The sequence below is a fragment of the Neobacillus sp. B24 genome (assembly GCF_055381825.1).
This window is the reverse complement of record NZ_AP035777.1, coordinates 2,685,621-2,703,637: the sequence shown is the minus strand read 5'-3', so window position 1 is coordinate 2,703,637 and position 18,017 is coordinate 2,685,621. Positions and strand designations below refer to the sequence as shown.

Annotated in this window: 19 protein-coding genes, 1 pseudogene and 1 riboswitch; of the genes and pseudogenes, 12 read left to right on the top strand and 8 right to left on the bottom strand. The window is 41.2% G+C overall.

Annotation, left to right across the window (positions count from 1 at the left end; all coding sequences use genetic code 11):
- Positions 1–296: 296 nt before the first annotated feature.
- Positions 297–446, top strand: coding sequence for a small acid-soluble spore protein O (sspO, locus tag ACZ43M_RS13390; protein WP_262303947.1), 150 nt, complete (start codon positions 297–299; stop codon positions 444–446).
- Between the two features lie 94 nt (positions 447–540).
- On the opposite strand, the gene ACZ43M_RS13385 is transcribed toward sspO, so the two are convergent.
- Complete coding sequence (locus ACZ43M_RS13385) at positions 541–807, bottom strand: hypothetical protein (RefSeq protein ID WP_464507902.1); 267 nt, start codon at positions 805–807, stop codon at positions 541–543.
- Between the two features lie 110 nt (positions 808–917).
- On the opposite strand from ACZ43M_RS13385, the gene ACZ43M_RS13380 reads away from it, so the two are divergent.
- The gene (locus ACZ43M_RS13380; RefSeq protein WP_464507901.1) at positions 918–1,058 is read left to right on the top strand and encodes a small acid-soluble spore protein P; all 141 of its coding nucleotides are present in this window, start codon (positions 918–920) and stop codon (positions 1,056–1,058) included.
- A 55-nt stretch (positions 1,059–1,113) separates the two neighbouring features.
- Here ACZ43M_RS13380 and selA read toward each other — a convergent pair whose 3' ends face one another.
- Positions 1,114–2,520: an L-seryl-tRNA(Sec) selenium transferase gene (selA, locus tag ACZ43M_RS13375; protein WP_464507900.1), complete on the bottom strand. Its 1,407-nt coding sequence runs from the start codon at positions 2,518–2,520 to the stop codon at positions 1,114–1,116.
- 100 nt (positions 2,521–2,620) lie between these two features.
- Here selA and ACZ43M_RS13370 point away from each other — a divergent pair, with 100 nt between their 5' ends.
- Positions 2,621–3,028, top strand: coding sequence for an Hsp20/alpha crystallin family protein (locus tag ACZ43M_RS13370; protein WP_464507899.1), 408 nt, complete (start codon positions 2,621–2,623; stop codon positions 3,026–3,028).
- A 79-nt stretch (positions 3,029–3,107) separates the two neighbouring features.
- Here the strand turns inward: ACZ43M_RS13370 and ACZ43M_RS13365 are convergent.
- A pseudogene (locus ACZ43M_RS13365) lies at positions 3,108–3,293 on the bottom strand (Rdx family protein); the annotation flags it as partial.
- Between the two features lie 196 nt (positions 3,294–3,489).
- Between ACZ43M_RS13365 and selD the strand changes: the two are divergent.
- The gene (selD, locus tag ACZ43M_RS13360) at positions 3,490–4,545 is read left to right on the top strand and encodes a selenide, water dikinase SelD (RefSeq protein WP_464507898.1); all 1,056 of its coding nucleotides are present in this window, start codon (positions 3,490–3,492) and stop codon (positions 4,543–4,545) included.
- Between the two features lie 85 nt (positions 4,546–4,630).
- Here selD and ACZ43M_RS13355 read toward each other — a convergent pair whose 3' ends face one another.
- Both ACZ43M_RS13355 and ACZ43M_RS13350 read right to left on the bottom strand, forming a co-directional pair.
- On the bottom strand, positions 4,631–5,593 hold the full coding sequence (locus ACZ43M_RS13355) for an L-threonine 3-dehydrogenase (protein ID WP_464507897.1): 963 nt from the start codon (positions 5,591–5,593) through the stop codon (positions 4,631–4,633).
- Between the two features lie 12 nt (positions 5,594–5,605).
- Positions 5,606–6,796, bottom strand: coding sequence for a glycine C-acetyltransferase (locus ACZ43M_RS13350; protein WP_464507896.1), 1,191 nt, complete (start codon positions 6,794–6,796; stop codon positions 5,606–5,608).
- A gap of 334 nt (positions 6,797–7,130) precedes the next feature.
- A riboswitch (purine riboswitch) is annotated at positions 7,131–7,232 on the top strand.
- A gap of 128 nt (positions 7,233–7,360) precedes the next feature.
- Between ACZ43M_RS13350 and ACZ43M_RS13345 the strand changes: the two genes are divergently transcribed.
- Both ACZ43M_RS13345 and ACZ43M_RS13340 read left to right on the top strand, forming a co-directional pair.
- Positions 7,361–7,954 (top strand): xanthine phosphoribosyltransferase, encoded by a 594-nt coding sequence (locus ACZ43M_RS13345; protein WP_464507895.1) that lies wholly within the window; start codon positions 7,361–7,363, stop codon positions 7,952–7,954.
- Entirely contained in the window at positions 7,954–9,261 is a 1,308-nt protein-coding gene (locus ACZ43M_RS13340) for a nucleobase:cation symporter-2 family protein (RefSeq protein ID WP_464507894.1), read from the top strand. Before ACZ43M_RS13345 ends, ACZ43M_RS13340 begins: the two co-directional genes overlap by 1 nt.
- Positions 9,262–9,280: 19 nt before the next feature.
- On the opposite strand, the gene ACZ43M_RS13335 is transcribed toward ACZ43M_RS13340, so the two are convergent.
- Both ACZ43M_RS13335 and ACZ43M_RS13330 read right to left on the bottom strand, forming a co-directional pair.
- Positions 9,281–9,502 (bottom strand): spore germination protein, encoded by a 222-nt coding sequence (locus ACZ43M_RS13335; RefSeq protein WP_464507893.1) that lies wholly within the window; start codon positions 9,500–9,502, stop codon positions 9,281–9,283.
- Between the two features lie 81 nt (positions 9,503–9,583).
- Positions 9,584–10,060 carry a hypothetical protein gene (locus ACZ43M_RS13330; RefSeq protein WP_464507892.1) on the bottom strand — a complete coding sequence of 159 codons (477 nt, stop codon included), beginning with the start codon at positions 10,058–10,060 and terminating at the stop codon, positions 9,584–9,586.
- 219 nt (positions 10,061–10,279) lie between these two features.
- Here ACZ43M_RS13330 and ACZ43M_RS13325 point away from each other — a divergent pair, with 219 nt between their 5' ends.
- The 4 genes from ACZ43M_RS13325 (at position 10,280) to ACZ43M_RS13310 (ending at position 15,366) form a co-directional block, all read left to right on the top strand.
- Entirely contained in the window at positions 10,280–11,833 is a 1,554-nt protein-coding gene (locus ACZ43M_RS13325; RefSeq protein WP_464507891.1) for an ABC-F family ATP-binding cassette domain-containing protein, read from the top strand.
- A 226-nt stretch (positions 11,834–12,059) separates the two neighbouring features.
- Positions 12,060–12,956, top strand: coding sequence for a putative selenate ABC transporter substrate-binding protein (locus tag ACZ43M_RS13320; RefSeq protein WP_464507890.1), 897 nt, complete (start codon positions 12,060–12,062; stop codon positions 12,954–12,956).
- Positions 12,957–12,971: 15 nt separating this feature from the next.
- On the top strand, positions 12,972–13,733 hold the full coding sequence (locus tag ACZ43M_RS13315) for a phosphonate ABC transporter ATP-binding protein (RefSeq protein ID WP_464507889.1): 762 nt from the start codon (positions 12,972–12,974) through the stop codon (positions 13,731–13,733).
- Complete coding sequence (locus ACZ43M_RS13310; protein ID WP_464507888.1) at positions 13,726–15,366, top strand: PhnE/PtxC family ABC transporter permease; 1,641 nt, start codon at positions 13,726–13,728, stop codon at positions 15,364–15,366. Before ACZ43M_RS13315 ends, ACZ43M_RS13310 begins: the two co-directional genes overlap by 8 nt.
- A 316-nt stretch (positions 15,367–15,682) precedes the next feature.
- On the opposite strand, the gene ACZ43M_RS13305 is transcribed toward ACZ43M_RS13310, so the two are convergent.
- Positions 15,683–16,192, bottom strand: coding sequence for a hypothetical protein (locus tag ACZ43M_RS13305; protein WP_464507887.1), 510 nt, complete (start codon positions 16,190–16,192; stop codon positions 15,683–15,685).
- A gap of 165 nt (positions 16,193–16,357) precedes the next feature.
- On the opposite strand from ACZ43M_RS13305, the gene ACZ43M_RS13300 reads away from it, so the two are divergent.
- Together ACZ43M_RS13300 and ACZ43M_RS13295 are read left to right on the top strand one after the other, a co-directional pair.
- Positions 16,358–17,032, top strand: coding sequence for a response regulator transcription factor (locus ACZ43M_RS13300; RefSeq protein WP_464507886.1), 675 nt, complete (start codon positions 16,358–16,360; stop codon positions 17,030–17,032).
- The gene (locus ACZ43M_RS13295; protein ID WP_464507885.1) at positions 17,029–18,006 is read left to right on the top strand and encodes a sensor histidine kinase; all 978 of its coding nucleotides are present in this window, start codon (positions 17,029–17,031) and stop codon (positions 18,004–18,006) included. The genes ACZ43M_RS13300 and ACZ43M_RS13295 overlap by 4 nt, the downstream gene beginning before the upstream one ends.
- Positions 18,007–18,017 lie beyond the last annotated feature (11 nt).

Genomic DNA, 18,017 nt, shown 5'->3' with positions numbered 1-18,017 from the left:
CTTATTCGAAAAATCGAAAAGTTTGAAAATTCCCATCCGGCTTAACTTTTCTCACAATTCTTATCTTAATACAAGCGATTACATAAGTAAATAACAAGAAAGTTATTGTGTTTGATAAGTTTTACTTATCTTTTTTTATGTAATTTGTTCGGAATATTTTGAAAACACTGCGATTACTTATGTTTATTGTGTTTAGTAAGCCGAAGGACTTTCTCTATCATTATGGCAAAAAAACTTTAATTTGTCATTTATTTCGACCTAATGGAAAACATAACAGTATTAGGAGGTGAATGGACTTGGCGAAGCGAAAAGCGAACCATGTAAGACCTGGCATGAATGCTGCCAAGGCACAAGGTGTAGGTGCAGGTTTTAATGAAGAAATGGCAACTGAACACTTAACGGAAATGGAAAAAAGGAACAATAAAAAACGAAAAAAGAATCAATAAATAATTGAAAAAGCGGGATCGTGGGGACCCCGCTTTTTATATTAATCCAGCTCCAGCGCCCTAGTTGCTGGCCAGGACGCTTGCGCTTTTTATGTTAATCCATATTTACTTCGTTCACCATTTGCTGTAAATCCTGCTGGAAGCGCTGTAATTGCGCTCTCTGAGTTTCAGACGCAACTTCAAGGGCATTTTCGATTTGCTGGTAAGCCTCGTTTACTTCATTTTTCAAATGTTTTAACTGATGGCCATAGCTCGCACTGTCACTGACAATGGTATCGTAAAGACCCTGAGCGTTCTCAAATCCTTGCTGCGCAGCCTGAAAGGCTTCCTGCTTATTCTTGTTGTACGGATTTCTTTGCATTTGTACTTGCCTCCTTCAAAATGTTTACCCTTTAAATTGCACAAATGCTAAAAAAATATACAGCATAAAAAGGCGGAAGGACTGCATCCTAAAAATGAGGAGGGATAGAAATGACCAACAAAAATGACAGCAAGGATATGCACCGGAATCAACCGAAGACCTCAGGCCAGCCGGAGCCGTTAAGCGGCTCAAAAAAGGTCAAGAATCGCAACCATACCCGTCAAAAACATAATTCAAATCATGATATGTAGGTTTCGTTGAATTAATAGTAGGCATCGGTCCCTGCGTACGATGGGACCGATGTTTTTATTGGTTTAGTAATGCCGTCAAGAGCAGTTCTTCTTCCTCAGGTGTGACAGTCCGTAAATCTATCATATATTCATCCTTTTGAATCCTGCCCACAATCGCCGGTTTATTTTCAGTTCTAAGCTTCCGGCTTAATTGTTCCGCTGTTAGCTCTTGATGGTTTAATGAGATCACCACCGTCGGCAGTTCAACCTCTGGCATCGTTCCCCCGCCGACCTGGCTTACATCAGGTAAAATTTTTGCCTCATATTGAGTAGACATTTGTAACAATCTTGAAACAAAGGTGCGAGACCTTTCGTCTAATTCAGTAACGGAAACTAATAAATCTCGAATGGTCGGAATCTCAAGCATGCCCTTTTCACCGCGGGCATAAGCTAATAATGTACCTTCCAACGCGGCCAGTGTCATTTTATCTACTCGTAACACTCTCGCTAATTGATGTTTTTTCAATGCTTCAATTATTTCTTTTCTTCCAGCAATAATTCCAGCCTGAGGGCCTCCTAAAAGCTTGTCGCCACTAAAAGTTACAACATCCGCCCCCATTTGAATAACCTCTTTTACGACCGGTTCATCGCCAATTCCGTGTTTTCTAAAATCAAATAGGGCACCGCTGCCCAAGTCTTCATAAAAAATGACATCATCTGCTTTTTTCGAAAGCCCGATTAACTCTTCTGTTTCCACAGATTTAGTAAATCCAATTACTTTAAAGTTACTTGTATGAACTTTCATGATAATCGCCGTGTCAGGACTTAAGGCTTCCTCATAATCATAAAGGTGAGTCTTATTGGTTGTCCCAACTTCTACCAACTTGGCACCGCTTTCCTCCATGATGGAAGAAATTCGAAATGATCCGCCAATTTCGACAAGCTGACCCCGTGAAACAATGACTTCTTTATTTTCTGCCAGCGCCCGCAACACAAGATAAACAGCAGCAGCATTGTTATTGACCACCATTGCTGCCTCGGCACCGGTTATTTCTTTTACCAAGGCTTCCACATGACTATGCCTGGAGCCCCGCTCCCCTTCTATTAGCCTGTATTCAAGATTGGAGTAACCTCTTGCAGTTTCAATTACATGATTAATGGCAGCTTCGCTTAATCGTGCCCTGCCAAGATTCGTATGTAAAATGGTTCCCGTTGCATTTATGACTCTCTCAAGTGTATAAGAAAACTGTTTGGTCACTTTTTTGTTTAGGGTTTCAAACAGTTCATTAATAAATTGTTCCGTTCCAGGTTGGGGGCCACCCCACCGGGATTCAATCATCAATTGTCTGATCTCTTCGATAACCTCCTTTAATTGGTTGGTTAACTGAACAGAATCAAGCCCATTCCTTTCAAGGATATGGAAAAATTCATCATGTTTTTGTAGTTCGTGGACAGGGGGGATTGATCGCAGCCATTCTTTCATTGTATGTACTCCTTTAAAATTCCTTCTTTCGTCCTATTATAACATTTTTCACGTTTGACCGCTCTGTGAATAATATGATACGAGCAAGGAGGAAATGGAAGTGAAGAAGAAAAATATTCCTCAATATCAAACAATAAATTTGGAAAAAGTGGAACAATGGTTAAAAGATTATTTCTTAGATCCGCTCACGTCCCATTATGACCATACCCAATTTAGGCTTGATATATATGAAACAGATGAGAATTGGATTGTCGAAGGATTCTTGGACGAATTTATCAGCTCTGAAATTACCGTAAAAGTGGAAGGTTCCCAATTAATCATTACCGCCCAAAAGCACGCATATACCTATCCGTCCCCATTTCCAAAACGAATTCGCAGCATTAATTTTCCATTTACCATTATTAATCATTGTATAAATGCTTCTTTTCAGCATGGTGTCTTAGAGATTTTTATTTCAAAAAAGATGGAGAATAGTTTTGGGAAAAATCGGTTTATTACCTTGCCTTAGGTAATTTTTATAGGTTAGTTGACATAACATTATTATTAATAAATTAAAACCTCGCACCATTACGGTACGAGGAGTATTTTTATTTTGATTCCAACTTCTGAATCAATTCTTCAGTATCAGGAAAAACGCCTGTTTCATCCTTAGAGTAGATTTTCTCGCCATTAACGGAGACCTCAAAAACACCGCCTGAAGCTGGGATGAGTTCTACTTTAGCGATATCTCTTCTGAAATGAGTAATGATTTCTTCCGCGAAACTCGCGGCTTTTGGTGCGTAGTTTCATTGCATGCAAAATTCGACAGTTATTTGTAAGTCCTTCATTATGTACCCCCCTGCAGTTTACATTGTTCTAATAGTAAAAATAGTTTAGCCTATCCCCCTATTATTCCGCAAATGTTACGCTTTAATTACGTGCGGATTGAGCTAGAAAAAGGTATACTAGGAAAATGGAGGTGTACATACGATGAGTGAACAAGAGAAAATTCGTTTGACTTCTTTGTCGACTAAGGCTGGTTGAGGCTGCAAAATTGGTCCAGAGGACCTGGCGCAAGTGTTGCGTCAATTACCAAAGCAAGACCCCGTTCCGGAGTTAATCGTGGGACACGAAACGAGTGATGATGCAGGAGTTTATAAGTTAACAAATACGATTGCGTTAATTCAAACGGTCGATTACTTTACTCCAATAGTGGACGATCCATATATGTTTGGGCAAATTGCTGCCGCCAATTCATTGAGTGATGTTTATGCCATGGGCGGCGAGCCTAAAACAGTGCTTAATATTGTTGGTTATCCCATTAAAAAATTAGGCGCTGATATGCTAGCGGAAATTTTACGCGGCGCTGCCGATAAAGTGAAAGAAGCGGGCGCACTAACGGTCGGTGGTCATTCAGTCGATGACCAGGAACCAAAATTTGGCCTTTCCGTTACAGGAATTGTCCATCCAGACAAGGTGTGGAAAAATGTTGGCGCAAAACCTGGTGATGTGCTTGTTCTAACAAAGCCACTTGGTGTTGGCATTCTAACTACCGGTATTAAGAGAAGCGTGGTAACGTCTGAACAGGAAGCTGAGGTCACTGAAACAATGGCCCTGTTAAATAAGGCCGCTGCGGAAGCGTTAATGCCGTATTCTCCACATTCTGTAACAGATATAACCGGATTTGGATTACTGGGGCACGGCAGCGAAATGGCTCGCGGCAGCGAGGTAAGTTTCGAAGTGAATTTAGGACAGGTCCCTGTTCTTGATGGCGCGTTTGAATTGGCCAAAGAAGGCGTTGTTCCGGGAGGTTCAAAGTCAAATCATAAATGGTTGATTGATGATGTTCATTACGAGGAGGATATCTTGCCTGAAGAACAACTGGTGTTATGCGATGCAATTACTTCTGGCGGGCTGCTGGTTTCGCTGAGTGAAGAAGAAGCCGGACCTTATGTGGAAGAGCTGCACAAACGAGGTTTGGCACATGCCGCGGTTGTCGGACGGGTTACAGAGAGAAAAGAAAAATTGATATATGTAAAAAGGTAACAGCGAAGCGGCGAAAGCTTCGCTGTTTTTTTTGTTTGGAGCTTCCTGTACTCAAGCCCGCTTCGCCACAAAAAAACCCCAAGCATTAGCTTGGGATTCTTAATTGAAATTTCTGGCGAAGTTTTTCAATCATGTCTTTCGTCATTTTGTCTAAATCATAATCGTATTTAAAGCCCCACTCTGCTATTGCAGCACTGGAATCAATTGAATTCGGCCAGCTCTCAGCAATCTGTTGACGAACTGGGTCGACATTATAGCTAATTCTAAATCCAGGAATATACTTAGCGATGCTCCGGGCAATTTCCTCCGGTTCAAAGCTCATTGAGCTCACATTAAAGGAATTGCGGTGAACCAACTTAGCAGGTTCTGCTTCCATTAAATCGATAATCGCATTCAGTGCGTCTGGCATATACATCATATCCATGTACGTGCCTTTATCAATATACGAGGTGTAGCGGCCATTCCTCACTGCCTCATAAAAGATTTCCACGGCATAATCCGTCGTGCCGCCCCCTGGAGGTGCTACATAAGAAATCAAACCAGGGAATCGCAAGCCACGAGTATCAACCCCGAATTTATGATAATAGTAATCCGCTAACAATTCACCAGCAACTTTATTGACCCCATACATGGTAGTCGGACGCATAATTGTGTCCTGCGGTGTGTTGTCCTTTGGTGTTGTCGGGCCAAACGCTCCAATTGAACTTGGCGTGAAAAATTGCGCCTTTAACTCGCGGGCTGTTTCAAGAGCATTCATTAATCCGCCCATGTTTAAATTCCAGGCAAATACCGGCTTAGCTTCTGCGGTCGCAGATAACAACGCGGCCAAATGCATAACGGTATCCACTTTATATTTCTTTGCAACTTCAACCATTTTATTCAAATCGGTCACGTCTACCGTCTCAAAAGGGCCGCCAAGTGCCGCTTCACTGTCATTTTTCTTAATATCTGTGGCAATGACATTGTCTTTTCCGTATATATCTCTAAGCTTTAAGGTGAGTTCAGAACCAATCTGCCCTAAAGCACCGGTTATCATAATCCGCTTCATTACAGCTCCTCCTTAAATGATGCCCATTTCCTTACCGACTTTTTTGTATATCTCAATCGCGCGATCAAGCATTTCCTTTGTATGTGCTGCTGTTGGCATATTGCGGACACGGCCAGTTCCCTTTGGCACCGTTGGGAACACAATTGCTTTGGCATAAACACCCTCTTCGTTCAAACGCTTGCTGAACTGCTGAGTTAATGTTTCTTCACCAATAATACACGGAGTGATCGGCGTTTCGCTGTTGCCAATATTAAAACCTAGCTCCTCCAGGCCTTTTTTCAGATAGTTTCCGTTTTCCCAAAGCTTTTTATTAAGCTCTGTGCTTTCCATCAGAATTTCAATCGACCGCTTACTTGCTGCGACATCGGCTGGAGTCAACGAGGTTGAAAACAGAAATGGGCGGCTGCGCACCTTCAACCAGTCAATCAAATTTTTCTTGCCGGCTACATAGCCGCCAACCACACCGATAGCCTTTGAAAGCGTTCCAATTTGGAAATCGATTTTATCAGAAAGTCCGAAATGTTTGACGGTACCAGCACCCTCACCTAACACGCCGGAGCCATGGGCATCATCCACATATGTAATCAGGTCGAATTCTTCAGCAATTTTTACGATTTCCGGCAATAATGCGATATCTCCATCCATCGAGAACACGCCATCTGTAATGACCATCAATTTGTTGTATTGACCTGACTCTTTAGCTGCCTTAGCTTTTGCACGTAAATCATCCATGTCAGAGTGGTTGAAACGGATGATTTTTGCCCTGGAGAGTCTGCAGCCATCGATAATTGAGGCATGGTTTAATTCATCGGATAGTATCGCATCATTTTGGTCCATTACCGCAGAAATAGCAGCCATGTTACAATTAAAACCGGATTGGTAAGCAATAGCTGCTTCCGTATGTTTAAATTCTGCCAGCTTCTCTTCTAATTCCACGTGAAGCTTCATCGTGCCATTGATTGTTCGAACAGCACCTGCACCAACACCATATTTCTCAAGGGCCTCTGTTGCTGCTTGCTTCAAGCGCTCATCGGTTGCCAACCCCAAGTAATTATTGGAAGAAAGATTAATAAGCTCGCGTCCGTTAATCGTAATCACCGGGCCATTGGGACTTTCCAGTGGATCGATAACATTATAAAGACCTTTCCCTTTTAAATCTTCAAGGTTTTCATTTAAGAATTGCTCCAAAGTATGACTGGACATTTTAAATCCCCCTTTTTTATCGAAACTTGTCTTTTGTAGTTTGAGAAAATACATTTGTCCTCCTGAGACGGACAGTATAAACCCTTGTAAACTGCGTCACTAAAGGGTTTTCTATACTATACTTTATCACATTTTCCCAAGAATGTTCACCCCTGGAGGACAAAAGTAAAAAATATTTTTATTATGTTTAGAATGCCCTAATAAAATAAAAACCTGCAACACCAAATAATGAAAGGGAATTCAAAGGCGAACGAAATTTATTTAATTTACCATATCATTCGTATTTTCCGAAAAAAATGCTTGTAATGATGAAAGTACGTGATATAATTGTGAATAAATTCAACATAGCAACACTCATATAATAGCGGGGATATGGCCCGCAAGTTTCTACCGGATTGCCGTTAACAATCTGACTATGAGTGGGTAATGGCCACCGCTTTATTCATAGCGGTCTTCCTTCTTATTTACATTTGGACTTAAGCCCAAAGGACATTGCCTCACTCTTGATTGTGTGAGCGCTGTTCTTTGGGCTTTTTTATTTTTTAAAAATACTGGGGGTACATCATGAGATTATTGGAAGAAAGAATACAAAAAGACGGAATCGTCCTTTCGGAACAGGTTTTAAAAGTGGATTCATTTTTGAATCATCAAATTGATCCCAGCTTAATGCTTGAAATCGGCAAAGAATTTGCCCGCCTTTTTAAGGATGAAGACATTACTAAAATTGTAACCATTGAATCTTCTGGTATTGCACCTGCGGTAATGGCTGGTCTAGAGCTGAATGTGCCAGTTGTGTTTGCCAGAAAAAGAAAATCACTTACCATGACAGATGGTCTTTTAACATCAGCCGTTCATTCGTTTACAAAAAATGAAACAAACGAGATTTCAATTGCCCAAAAGTTTTTAAATAGTAATGATAAGGTCTTGGTAATAGACGATTTTCTTGCCAATGGCCAGGCTGCACTTGGCTTGATCGAGATTGTTCAGAGTAGCGGTGCCAGCGTGGCAGGCCTTGGAATAGTCATTGAAAAGTCATTCCAACATGGAGCAAAGTTGCTTCAACAACAAGGGATCAGAGTGGAATCGCTAGCACGGGTTGCTTCCCTTTCTAACGGGGAAGTCTTGTTTAAAACAGAGAAAGTGGAGGAACTTGTCTAATGAAAAATCATCCATTAAAAACGGCATCACTTGGTATTCAACATGTTCTGGCTATGTATGCAGGAGCGGTCATCGTCCCGCTGATTATCGGAGGTGCTTTGAATCTTACAAATGAGCAGCTTGCCTATTTAGTCTCGCTTGATATCCTTACGAGCGGAATTGCCACCATCCTGCAGGTATGGCAGAACCGTTATTTTGGGATTGGGCTGCCGATTGTGCTTGGCTGTACATTTACCGCCGTGGGTCCGATTATTGCCATTGGTAACCAGTACGGGTTGTCTGCGATTTACGGCTCTATCCTTGTATCTGGAATCATCGTCGTGTTAATTGCCAAATATTTTGGGAAACTAATTCGCTTCTTCCCTCCTGTCGTAACCGGGTCTGTTGTAACCATTATTGGGACAACCCTGATACCTGTTGCCATGAATAATGTTGCCGGCGGGCAAGGCAGTCCTGATTTCGGTTCCATTTCTAACATTGCCCTTGCATTTGGAACGCTATTATTTATTATCATTCTATATCGTTTCTTTAAAGGCTTCATTCGTGCCATCTCGATTTTATTGGGGTTATTGGCAGGGACGATAGCCGCGGCCTTAATGGGAAAAGTAGACTTCTCTGCAGTAGGTGACGCTTCTTGGTTCCATATGGTAACTCCGTTGCATTTTGCAGTTCCTTCATTTGAATTGGCGCCGATTATTACGATGACCATCGTGGCGATTGTAAGTCTTGTGGAGTCAACTGGGGTTTATTTTGCTTTAAGTGATATCACTGGCCGAAAACTATCGGAACAGGATTTGGTTAAGGGTTACCGGGCAGAAGGCTTGGCAAGTATAATTGGGGCGTTCTTTAATTCATTCCCTTATACCACTTATTCGCAAAACGTCGGGCTTGTCCAGTTTTCAGGGGTAAAAACTAAAAGTGTAATTTACACCATGGGCGGTATTTTAATTTTTCTAGGATTTGTGCCAAAAGTTGCCGCCTTAACAACAGTTATTCCAACTGCTGTTCTTGGCGGTGCCATGGTCGCGATGTTTGGCATGGTCATTGCTTCGGGAATCAAAATGCTCAGCAAGGTTGATTTTTCATCCCAGGAAAATCTGTTGATCATCGCTTGCTCGGTTGGGGTTGGATTAGGCGTAACTACCGTACCGGATTTATTCGCTCACCTTCCTGAAAGTGTGAAAATCTTGACAAATAGCGGAATCGTTTCCGGAAGCTTGACTGCTATTTTCCTAAACATTGTATTTAATGTAGCGAAGCCGATTAAGCAAAGCACCAATATCTCCAAAGAATTAAAAGCTTCATAAAAAAGAGGACGGAGCAGGGTTACCTGCTCCGCCTTATTGTATTCAGTAAGTTGCTTGCCAAATTGGCAGCGGTATCTGTCGCACTTTGCAATGAGTTTGTTGTAGAAGTAGTATCATTGCCTTCCCCCGATCCTGCAACCGTTTTTGTAACCGAGATTGGCGAAATGTAAACAGCCCCGCCAAAGTTGACAATCCCCCCTGAAATCGTTCCGATATTGATCCCATCCCGACTAATAGCCATGAATTCTCCTCCCCATAGCAAAAAACTCAGTTTTTACTATAATATGTACAAGTTTCAGTACTTGTTTAAACTTTCGATAAACTATTTGATTTGGGAGCACGCCTTCTGTTCTAATATGCAAATCCACTTATAATATCCTAATAAAATTAGCAGCAAAAACGGATCGAGTAACACTGAATGCCAAATACTCCACCATCCATAGTGAAAGAATCCCCAAGGTTCAGGCAATAAAGTAATAAGCTCAAAAATTAAAATAATCAGGGTAAAGAGAAAAAAGTATCGAACCATATGAAATCGATTCTTCTTAAATGGAAACCAATTTAAGAAAATGATATTGGCTGCTGGGACAATCAATAGATGGGGCAATAAACCTAGCCAGTTCACACTATTGTCAAAATACCAGTATGCATGATACTTAAATTCAACAAATACGTCGAAAGTGGTTTGGAGGGCAATGGTAAATACCCAAATATGAACGATTTGATTAGCAGTCATAATTTTTTTTTGTTTAAAGGCGATAAAATTAAACAGGATTATGGCAGCGATAAGTCCGATCATACAATTATTCCTTTTTTATCCTTAAGTTGCCCTTGGAGAATGCAAAACTATACATAAGTGATTTCCTTTTTCAGACGAAAAGAGAATTTCCATATAATATACAAGTAAAAAGTCTAGTCGAATTTGTGAAAATCTTGTAATATGAAATAATGATTGAATCTTGAACGAAGTAAAAAGCAGCCAAAATCTACATGTGACATTATATAAGGGGTTAAAAAAATGAGCGTATTAAACGTAAAAAATCTAAGTCACGGTTTCGGTGATCGTGCAATTTTTAATGATGTGTCTTTTCGGCTATTAAAAGGTGAGCACGTTGGTTTAGTTGGGGCAAATGGTGAGGGTAAGTCTACTTTCATGAATATTGTGACGGGAAAGTTGCAGCCCGACGAGGGCAAAGTTGAGTGGTCACGCAAAGTTCGAGTTGGTTACTTAGATCAGCATGCTGTACTTCAAAAAGGGTCGACGATGCGTGACGCCTTGAGTACTGCTTTTCAATATCTATTTGATACTGAAGCAGAAATCAATGAACTTTATGCCAAAATGGGTGATGAAGGTGCTGATATCGATGCGCTGCTTGCAGAAGTTGGAGAGCTGCAAGAAACTTTAGATAGTAATGATTTCTATCAAATTAACTCAAAAGTTGAAGAAGTTGCTCGCGGTCTGGGATTAGACGATGTTGGCCTTGATCGAGATGTAGATGATCTTAGCGGTGGGCAGCGTACGAAAGTTTTGCTGGCAAAGCTTTTGCTAGAAAAGCCTGAAATCCTATTACTAGATGAGCCCACGAACTATTTGGATGAACAGCATATCGAATGGTTGAAGCGCTATTTACAGGAATATGAGAATGCTTTTATCTTGATTTCACATGATATTCCCTTCTTGAACAATGTTGTTAACTTGATCTATCACATGGAAAACCAAGAGTTGAATCGTTACGTTGGTGACTATGATAACTTCCTAAAAATATATGAAATGAAGAAGCAACAGCTAGAGTCTGCTTACAAGCGTCAACAGCAAGAAATTGCTGATTTGAAGGATTTCGTTGCTCGTAACAAGGCGAGTGTTGCGACACGTAATATGGCGATGTCTCGTCAGAAGAAGCTTGATAAAATGGAAGTTATTGAATTGGGGAGAGAAAAGCCAAAACCAGAGTTTAATTTCAAAGAAGCTCGTGCAGCTAGTCGTTATATTTTCACAGCCGAAGATCTTGTTATTGGTTACGATGAACCACTTTCACGCCCTCTGAATTTAAAAATGGAACGTGGACAAAAAATTGCATTCGTAGGTGCAAATGGTATTGGTAAGTCTACTCTTCTAAAAAGTATTCTTGGCTTGATTGATCCGCTGGAGGGTAAAGTGGAACGTGGTGAGTATCAACACATCGGTTACTTCGAGCAGGAAGTAAAACAGGCCAACTACAATACCTGTATTGAAGAGATTTGGAGCGAGTTTCCAAGTATGAATCAGGCTGAAGTCCGTGCTGCTCTTGCAAAATGTGGGTTAACGACAAAACATATTGAAAGTAAAGTCGAAGTTCTATCTGGCGGCGAAAAAGCAAAAGTTCGTTTGTGTAAAATTTTAAACACAGAGACGAATCTATTAATTTTAGACGAGCCTACTAATCACTTAGATGTGGATGCAAAAGAAGAATTGAAGCGTGCTTTAAAGGCATATCGCGGAAGTATCTTGATGGTATCCCACGAACCTGATTTCTATCGTGAAATTGCGACCGATATTTGGAATTGTGAGGATTGGACTACGAAAGTATTTTAAATAAAGATTAAGGGGTATCCAATAAATTCACTTGTGTGCCCCTTTTTATTAGCCATACTGAAAAATCCCCTGTCATCTTATACAGGGGATTTTTTATGCTATTTTTTCCAATAGAAAAAATCGATTCTTTTACAACTAATAAATAGATAAATTGAATTTATTAAATCATATTATTTCCCTATAATGTAGAAGGCTCAATATTTTGTACTCATAAGGAGATATATTAATGAAAAAATGGCTTTCTGTAATCATTCTAGTAATAATGGTATTTTCATTGGCTGCCTGCGGCCAATCAGACGACAAGGATAAAAGTGCGAACGAACCAAAAAAGCAAGAAGTATTTAAAATTGGAGCAATTCCTGACCAAAATGCTGCCGACCTCCAAAAAGGGATGGATGGTGTCGCAAAATACCTAAGTGAGAAAACTGGTTTAAAAGTAGAATTTGTTCCATCTGTCGACTATGCCGCTTTGGTTACTGGCTTCCAGCGCGGTGAAATTCATATGGCTTGGTTTGGCGGATTAACTAGCGTGCAAGCACGAAACCTTGTACCTGATGCGGAATCAATCGTGCAACGTCCACGCGACGCCGAATTTCAATCAGTATTTATTACCCAAGCAGACTCTGGCATCAAATCCTTGGAGGATTTAAAAGGGAAATCATTTACTTTCGGTAGTGAAAGCTCAACCTCCGGTCACTTAATGCCACGCTACTTCTTATCTGAAGCAGGCATCGATGCGAACAAAGATTTTAATGGTAAACCTAATTTTTCCGGCTCCCATGACACAACCTATAAGTTAATCGAATCTGGCTCTTTCCAAGCAGGTGCCCTAAATATTTCCGTTTGGGAAGCAGCAGTTAAAGAAGGAAAAGTCGACACGAATAAAGTAAAAGTGTTCTACACAACTCCTGACTATTTCGATTATAACTGGACCATTAACAGCAACGTCGAAGACGTGTTTGGAAAAGGCACAAAGGATAAAGTCAAGGATGCGCTTCTTTCCTTCAACGGCGAGCCGCAAGAAATTGTGGACTTGTTCCAAACTGATAAATTCGTTGAAACGAAAAACGAAAACTATGGCAAGATTGAACAGGTCGCCAAAGAACTAAAGATTATTAAGTAGTAGGTGTAGCCACACATGACGGCAAAAAATATGATTGACGTAAAAAATGTATCGAAACACTTTGAGCGGAAGGTAGCCTTATCTTCCCTTTCTTTTACCATAAAACAAGGAGAATTGGTCGCATTAATCGGACCGAGCGGTGCCGGAAAAACGACACTCTTAAACACAATTGCCCGCCTTGTTCCACTTGAAACCGGTGAGTTACTAATCGACGGACAGCCTCTTCCTTTTTATAAAAAAAGTAAAGCTTTTGCAAAAAAAATCGGTGTCATCCGGCAGCAATTTGATTTAATCGGTCCCCTCGCGGTTATTCATAATGTACTCGCCGGAAAATTGGTGGAATGGAATACGGTGAAATCGTTAATCTCGTTACTAGTGCCGCGGGAGAAAGATACGGCAATAAACGCGTTGAAACGGGTAGGTCTCGGTGATAAAGCTTTTGAAATCACCTCCACCCTCTCCGGCGGCGAGCAGCAGCGGGTGGCGATGGCACGGTTACTGGTACAGAAGCCGGAGATTATTTTAGCAGATGAACCGGTTGCTTCGCTTGACCCGGCACGAGCCGATGACGTGTTGGCGATGCTGACAAAACTGGTTTCAGAAGAAAAGCAAACGTTGATTGCCAGTCTCCACTCTGTTGAGTATGCCCGCAAGTATTTTTCAAGAATTATCGCCTTGAAAAATGGCGAGCTTATCTTCGATTTGCCAACAGAAAAAGTGACAGATGAACTGCTTGAGGAACTCTATCACTTTAAGGAGCAGTTCAAACATGAATAAACTGGCTTCTTCCATTAAACTGCATAAACGATTTCTATTAAGTTTGCTGTTGGGTGCAGCGTTTGTTTGGAGTCTGTTCTCCGTTAAATGGACCGGGAAAGAATTGGTCCATGCCGGCGGTATCCCAACGATGCTGCAAATACTGGAAGGCTTAGTTCATCCTGATTTATCGCCTGACATTTTGTCGGCAGGACTGCAGGCTGCCTGGATTACGCTTGCTTATGCTGTTGCTGGTATGTCACTTGCAATTATTTATGCGTTTATCTTCGGAGTACTCGCCTCGGGCACGTTAACCTCAAGCAGAACCTCGAGACTGGTTTCCAAAATCTTTTTCAGAGGTATATTAGGTTTTACCAGATCAATTCATGAACTAGTTTGGGCCTGGTTGTTTGTGGCCGCGATCGGCTTCTCGCCTTATGCAGCCATTTTTGCGCTGGCAATCCCATATGGCGGAATCCTTGGCCGAATTTTTGCCGATATGTTAAATGATGCCCCGGAAGCTCCAATCAAAGCGTTAAAATCGGCCGGTGCTTCTCGTTTGCAAACATTGATTTACGGTTATTTGCCATTAGTATGGGCTGATTTGATCAGCTATACAATGTATCGGTTTGAATGTGCCATCCGTTCGTCAGCCATCATGAGCTTTGTTGGTCTTGGCGGACTCGGCTATCAAATCCAGCTTTCACTTGCAGATTTGAACTATGACCAAGTTTGGACTTATGTATTTTTCCTCATTGCTATAGTTGTATTAGTCGATGGCTGGAGTCATCTTGTTAGACGTGGGTTGAATGCTCGGAAACGCAAAGCAGGCCTCATTTCTGGCTGGAGTAATGTTTTAGCGGCACTGTTGCTTACGGGTGGTTCCTGGATGTTTATTACGATTGGGGAAAAAGCAAATTTTGTGGAGTTATTCTCTGATCGCAACATCGAATTTGCCGGGAAGTTTTTCGGTGGCCTTGTAGGCATCAATGAGCAAAATCCAGCCTTCTTTGATACCGGAAAATGGTCGTCTGCTGTAAAGCTGACTTATGAAACGCTGGAAATGAGTATAATGGCCATTGGATTTTCTACAATTGCGGCGTTTTTGACTGTATTGCCCGCCGCCGGTAATATTGCCAACGGCAGCCTGACTGGTTCGAAGAAATGGTATAACTGGATTTTGTTTGGGATTGTTCGGATTGTCTATATTTTTTCTCGATCTGTGCCGGAACTAGTCTGGGCAATGATGATTATCTTTATTTTTAAACCTGGCCTTCTGCCGGGTGCGATCGCTCTTGCGCTCCATAATTTTGGGATACTTGGAAAGCTGTGGGCCGAGGTGATTGAAGATATGGATCCACGGCCGATACGGAATCTAGCTTCCGCAGGTGCATCCAAAATTGAAACGTTCTTTTACGGCATTCTTCCAATTGTCATGCCGCGATTCCTTACCTATATTTTGTACCGCTGGGAAGTTATCATGAGAACCACGATTGTTGTTGGTTTCGTTGGTGCCGGCGGCTTGGGAATGGAATTTAAGCTGGCGATGAGCTTTTTCCAATATACGGATATTACATTGTTAATTCTTTGTTATATGATTTTAGTCATTATCGCCGACTTTGCCTCGGAAAGCACGCGCAAAGCGGTGAAATAGCTTTTAGTTTAAATGAAACTCGACCGCCATATATGTGATTGGTGGCCGAGTTTTTTAAATTAAAGTAGTAAAGGTAACTTTATCTGCAGGCGAATTTTTATTGGCGTAGTTGGGGACGCTTTTTCAGTCCGGTACTGTTCCAATAACTCTTATTGGCGTAGTGGCACCCTCTTTTTTTGCCTATCACTGCTTCAATAACCTTTATTGGCGTAGTGGCGCCCTCTCTTTTCGCCCATCACTGCTTCAATAACCTTTATTGGCGCAGTGGACGCTTCTTTTCTTGCATATTACTACGCCAATAGCCACCTAGGTGGATTCAACCTGGTTTCTGGTCAGAAAAATCGTTAGGAGGCTGTGATGCCTTCCGAACCAGTTTACCCCCATCAAAATGCCGGCCGTAAGTGGTAACAATTTCTAATGCCTCGTCGTAACTTGGGATGTGTTCATTTGCCTTCCACGTCAAAAAGTAGGATTGCACCTTGCCGCTATAAAATACCCAGCTGAAGAATTTTCGGGCAAAATTGTGAAACCCGCCGGTACGGAAGGAGTTCATCTCCTTCCCCGCCTTCCAAACTGTCATCGTTTGGCCAATTCCTCCCTCCAATTGCCCCCTTAACTCGGCGTAAAGTAAATTTTCGTTCTTACTCATCGCCTTCATGATCATTTGATTTAAAAAGCCATTGATGATCAGCCGTGGAATATTAAACTGTTCCCCTCTTGTAACCGATACCACTGCCGTTGGCGGTAACACCACGTTTCGGTCACCGAGAATAAACGCACCGCCATACTTATTGTTTGGATCAATCTGTTTTTCCCACTTTTTCATAACCTCATCCCCTATATATATAGCAACTAACTAAGCAGTGTAATCATAGCAAATTTATACAAAATTTAGAATATATATTTCCGACTTTTTTCCTATAAAACTAAAATTTTCCTATTCAATAGATAAACAGTATAATAGAAACAAATAATAAAAAATGGTGATCCAATGTACAAAATAATGATCATTGAAGATGATGCTAAAATTAGTTGTATCATTTCTGAGCAGCTGACGAAATGGAAGTTTGACGCCTATGAAGCAAGTGATTTTGAAAACCTGGACAAGCAATTCCTATCCATTAAGCCACACCTGGTGCTTTTGGATATCAATCTCCCAGTCTATGACGGCTTCTACTGGTGCGGCAAATTCCGCCAGCTTTCCAATGTGCCAATTATATTTATCTCATCGCGCGACCAAAACATGGACATTGTGATGGCCATGAACATGGGCGGTGATGATTTTATCCAGAAACCTTTCTCGCTTGAGGTTTTGATGGCAAAGATGAATGCAATCTTAAGGAGAACGTACACCTATCAGCAGGAGGCTCATGATTTCCTTGAGCATAAAGGCTTAATCCTGAATATCAGCAAAGGAACCATTGCCTATCGGGAAACTGAAATGGATTTAACGAAAAACGAATTCCAAATCCTATACCTTCTATTAAAAAAGAGAGAAACAATCATCTCACGCGATGAACTTATGCAGGCGCTATGGGAAAGCGAGAATTTTATTGACGACAATACCCTGACAGTCAATATTGCCCGGCTGCGCCGGAAATTAGAGGAATTGGGTCATCCGCAGTATATTGAAACCAAAAAAAGACAAGGATATATCATCCCATGAAATTCAAACACTATATCGCGGACCAAAAATGGCAGTTGGTTACCTACTTCTTTGTTCTTCTTTTCATTACCATTCTAGTAAGTGTGGACCCCAAACTAACTGTTACTGGCAGCAGTTTAATATATTTAATTTTCATCTCGTCCATTATATATGCTTCCTTTTTTATCGGAGGATATTTTTTAAAAAATAATCAGCTAAAAAAGTGGACAACAGTTCAACCACTTCCTGCAGCCGCGACCTATGAACAAGAGGTGTATGTAAAAGCACTGAAAAATTTACAGGACCACTATCTTGATACAATCCAAGAACAAAACCAAACATCAAAAGAGCAGCTTGAGTTTATGACTCAGTGGTTTCACGAAATTAAAACACCCATTTCAGTCAGCCGCCTCCTGCTCGAAACGGAAATCGTGTCTCAAAGTTTAAAAGACGAAATCGATAAAATCGAGGGCTATGTAGAACAAGCACTGTACTTTACCAGGCTTCATGAGTTTAACAAGGATTATATCATCCAAGAAATAGAAATTGAGAAAATAATCAAGGAAATCGTCAAGGCTGAAATGAAACCATTTATCGCGAAAAAAATTAAACTCACATTAAACCTTAAATCGTCCATCATTTTAAGCGATAAAAAGGGACTAACCTATTTGATTCGGCAGCTGTTGACTAACTCACTAAAGTATACCGATGAACACGGCGAAATTACCATTACTGTCAATCCAAAAGCAAGAGAACTACAGATCATTGATAATGGCATCGGGATACCGGAAGAAGACCTCACCCGTGTGTTTGACAAAGGATTTACCGGCAAAAACGGCCGTACGCACCAACGGTCAACCGGAATGGGACTGTATTTAGCAAAGAAAACGGCCGATAAATTGGGTCACACAATTTCCATAGCGTCTACCCTAGGTCATGGAACAACTGCGACAATCCATTTCCCAGTTCGGAATGATTATCTTCACCAATTCTAAATAACCAAGCT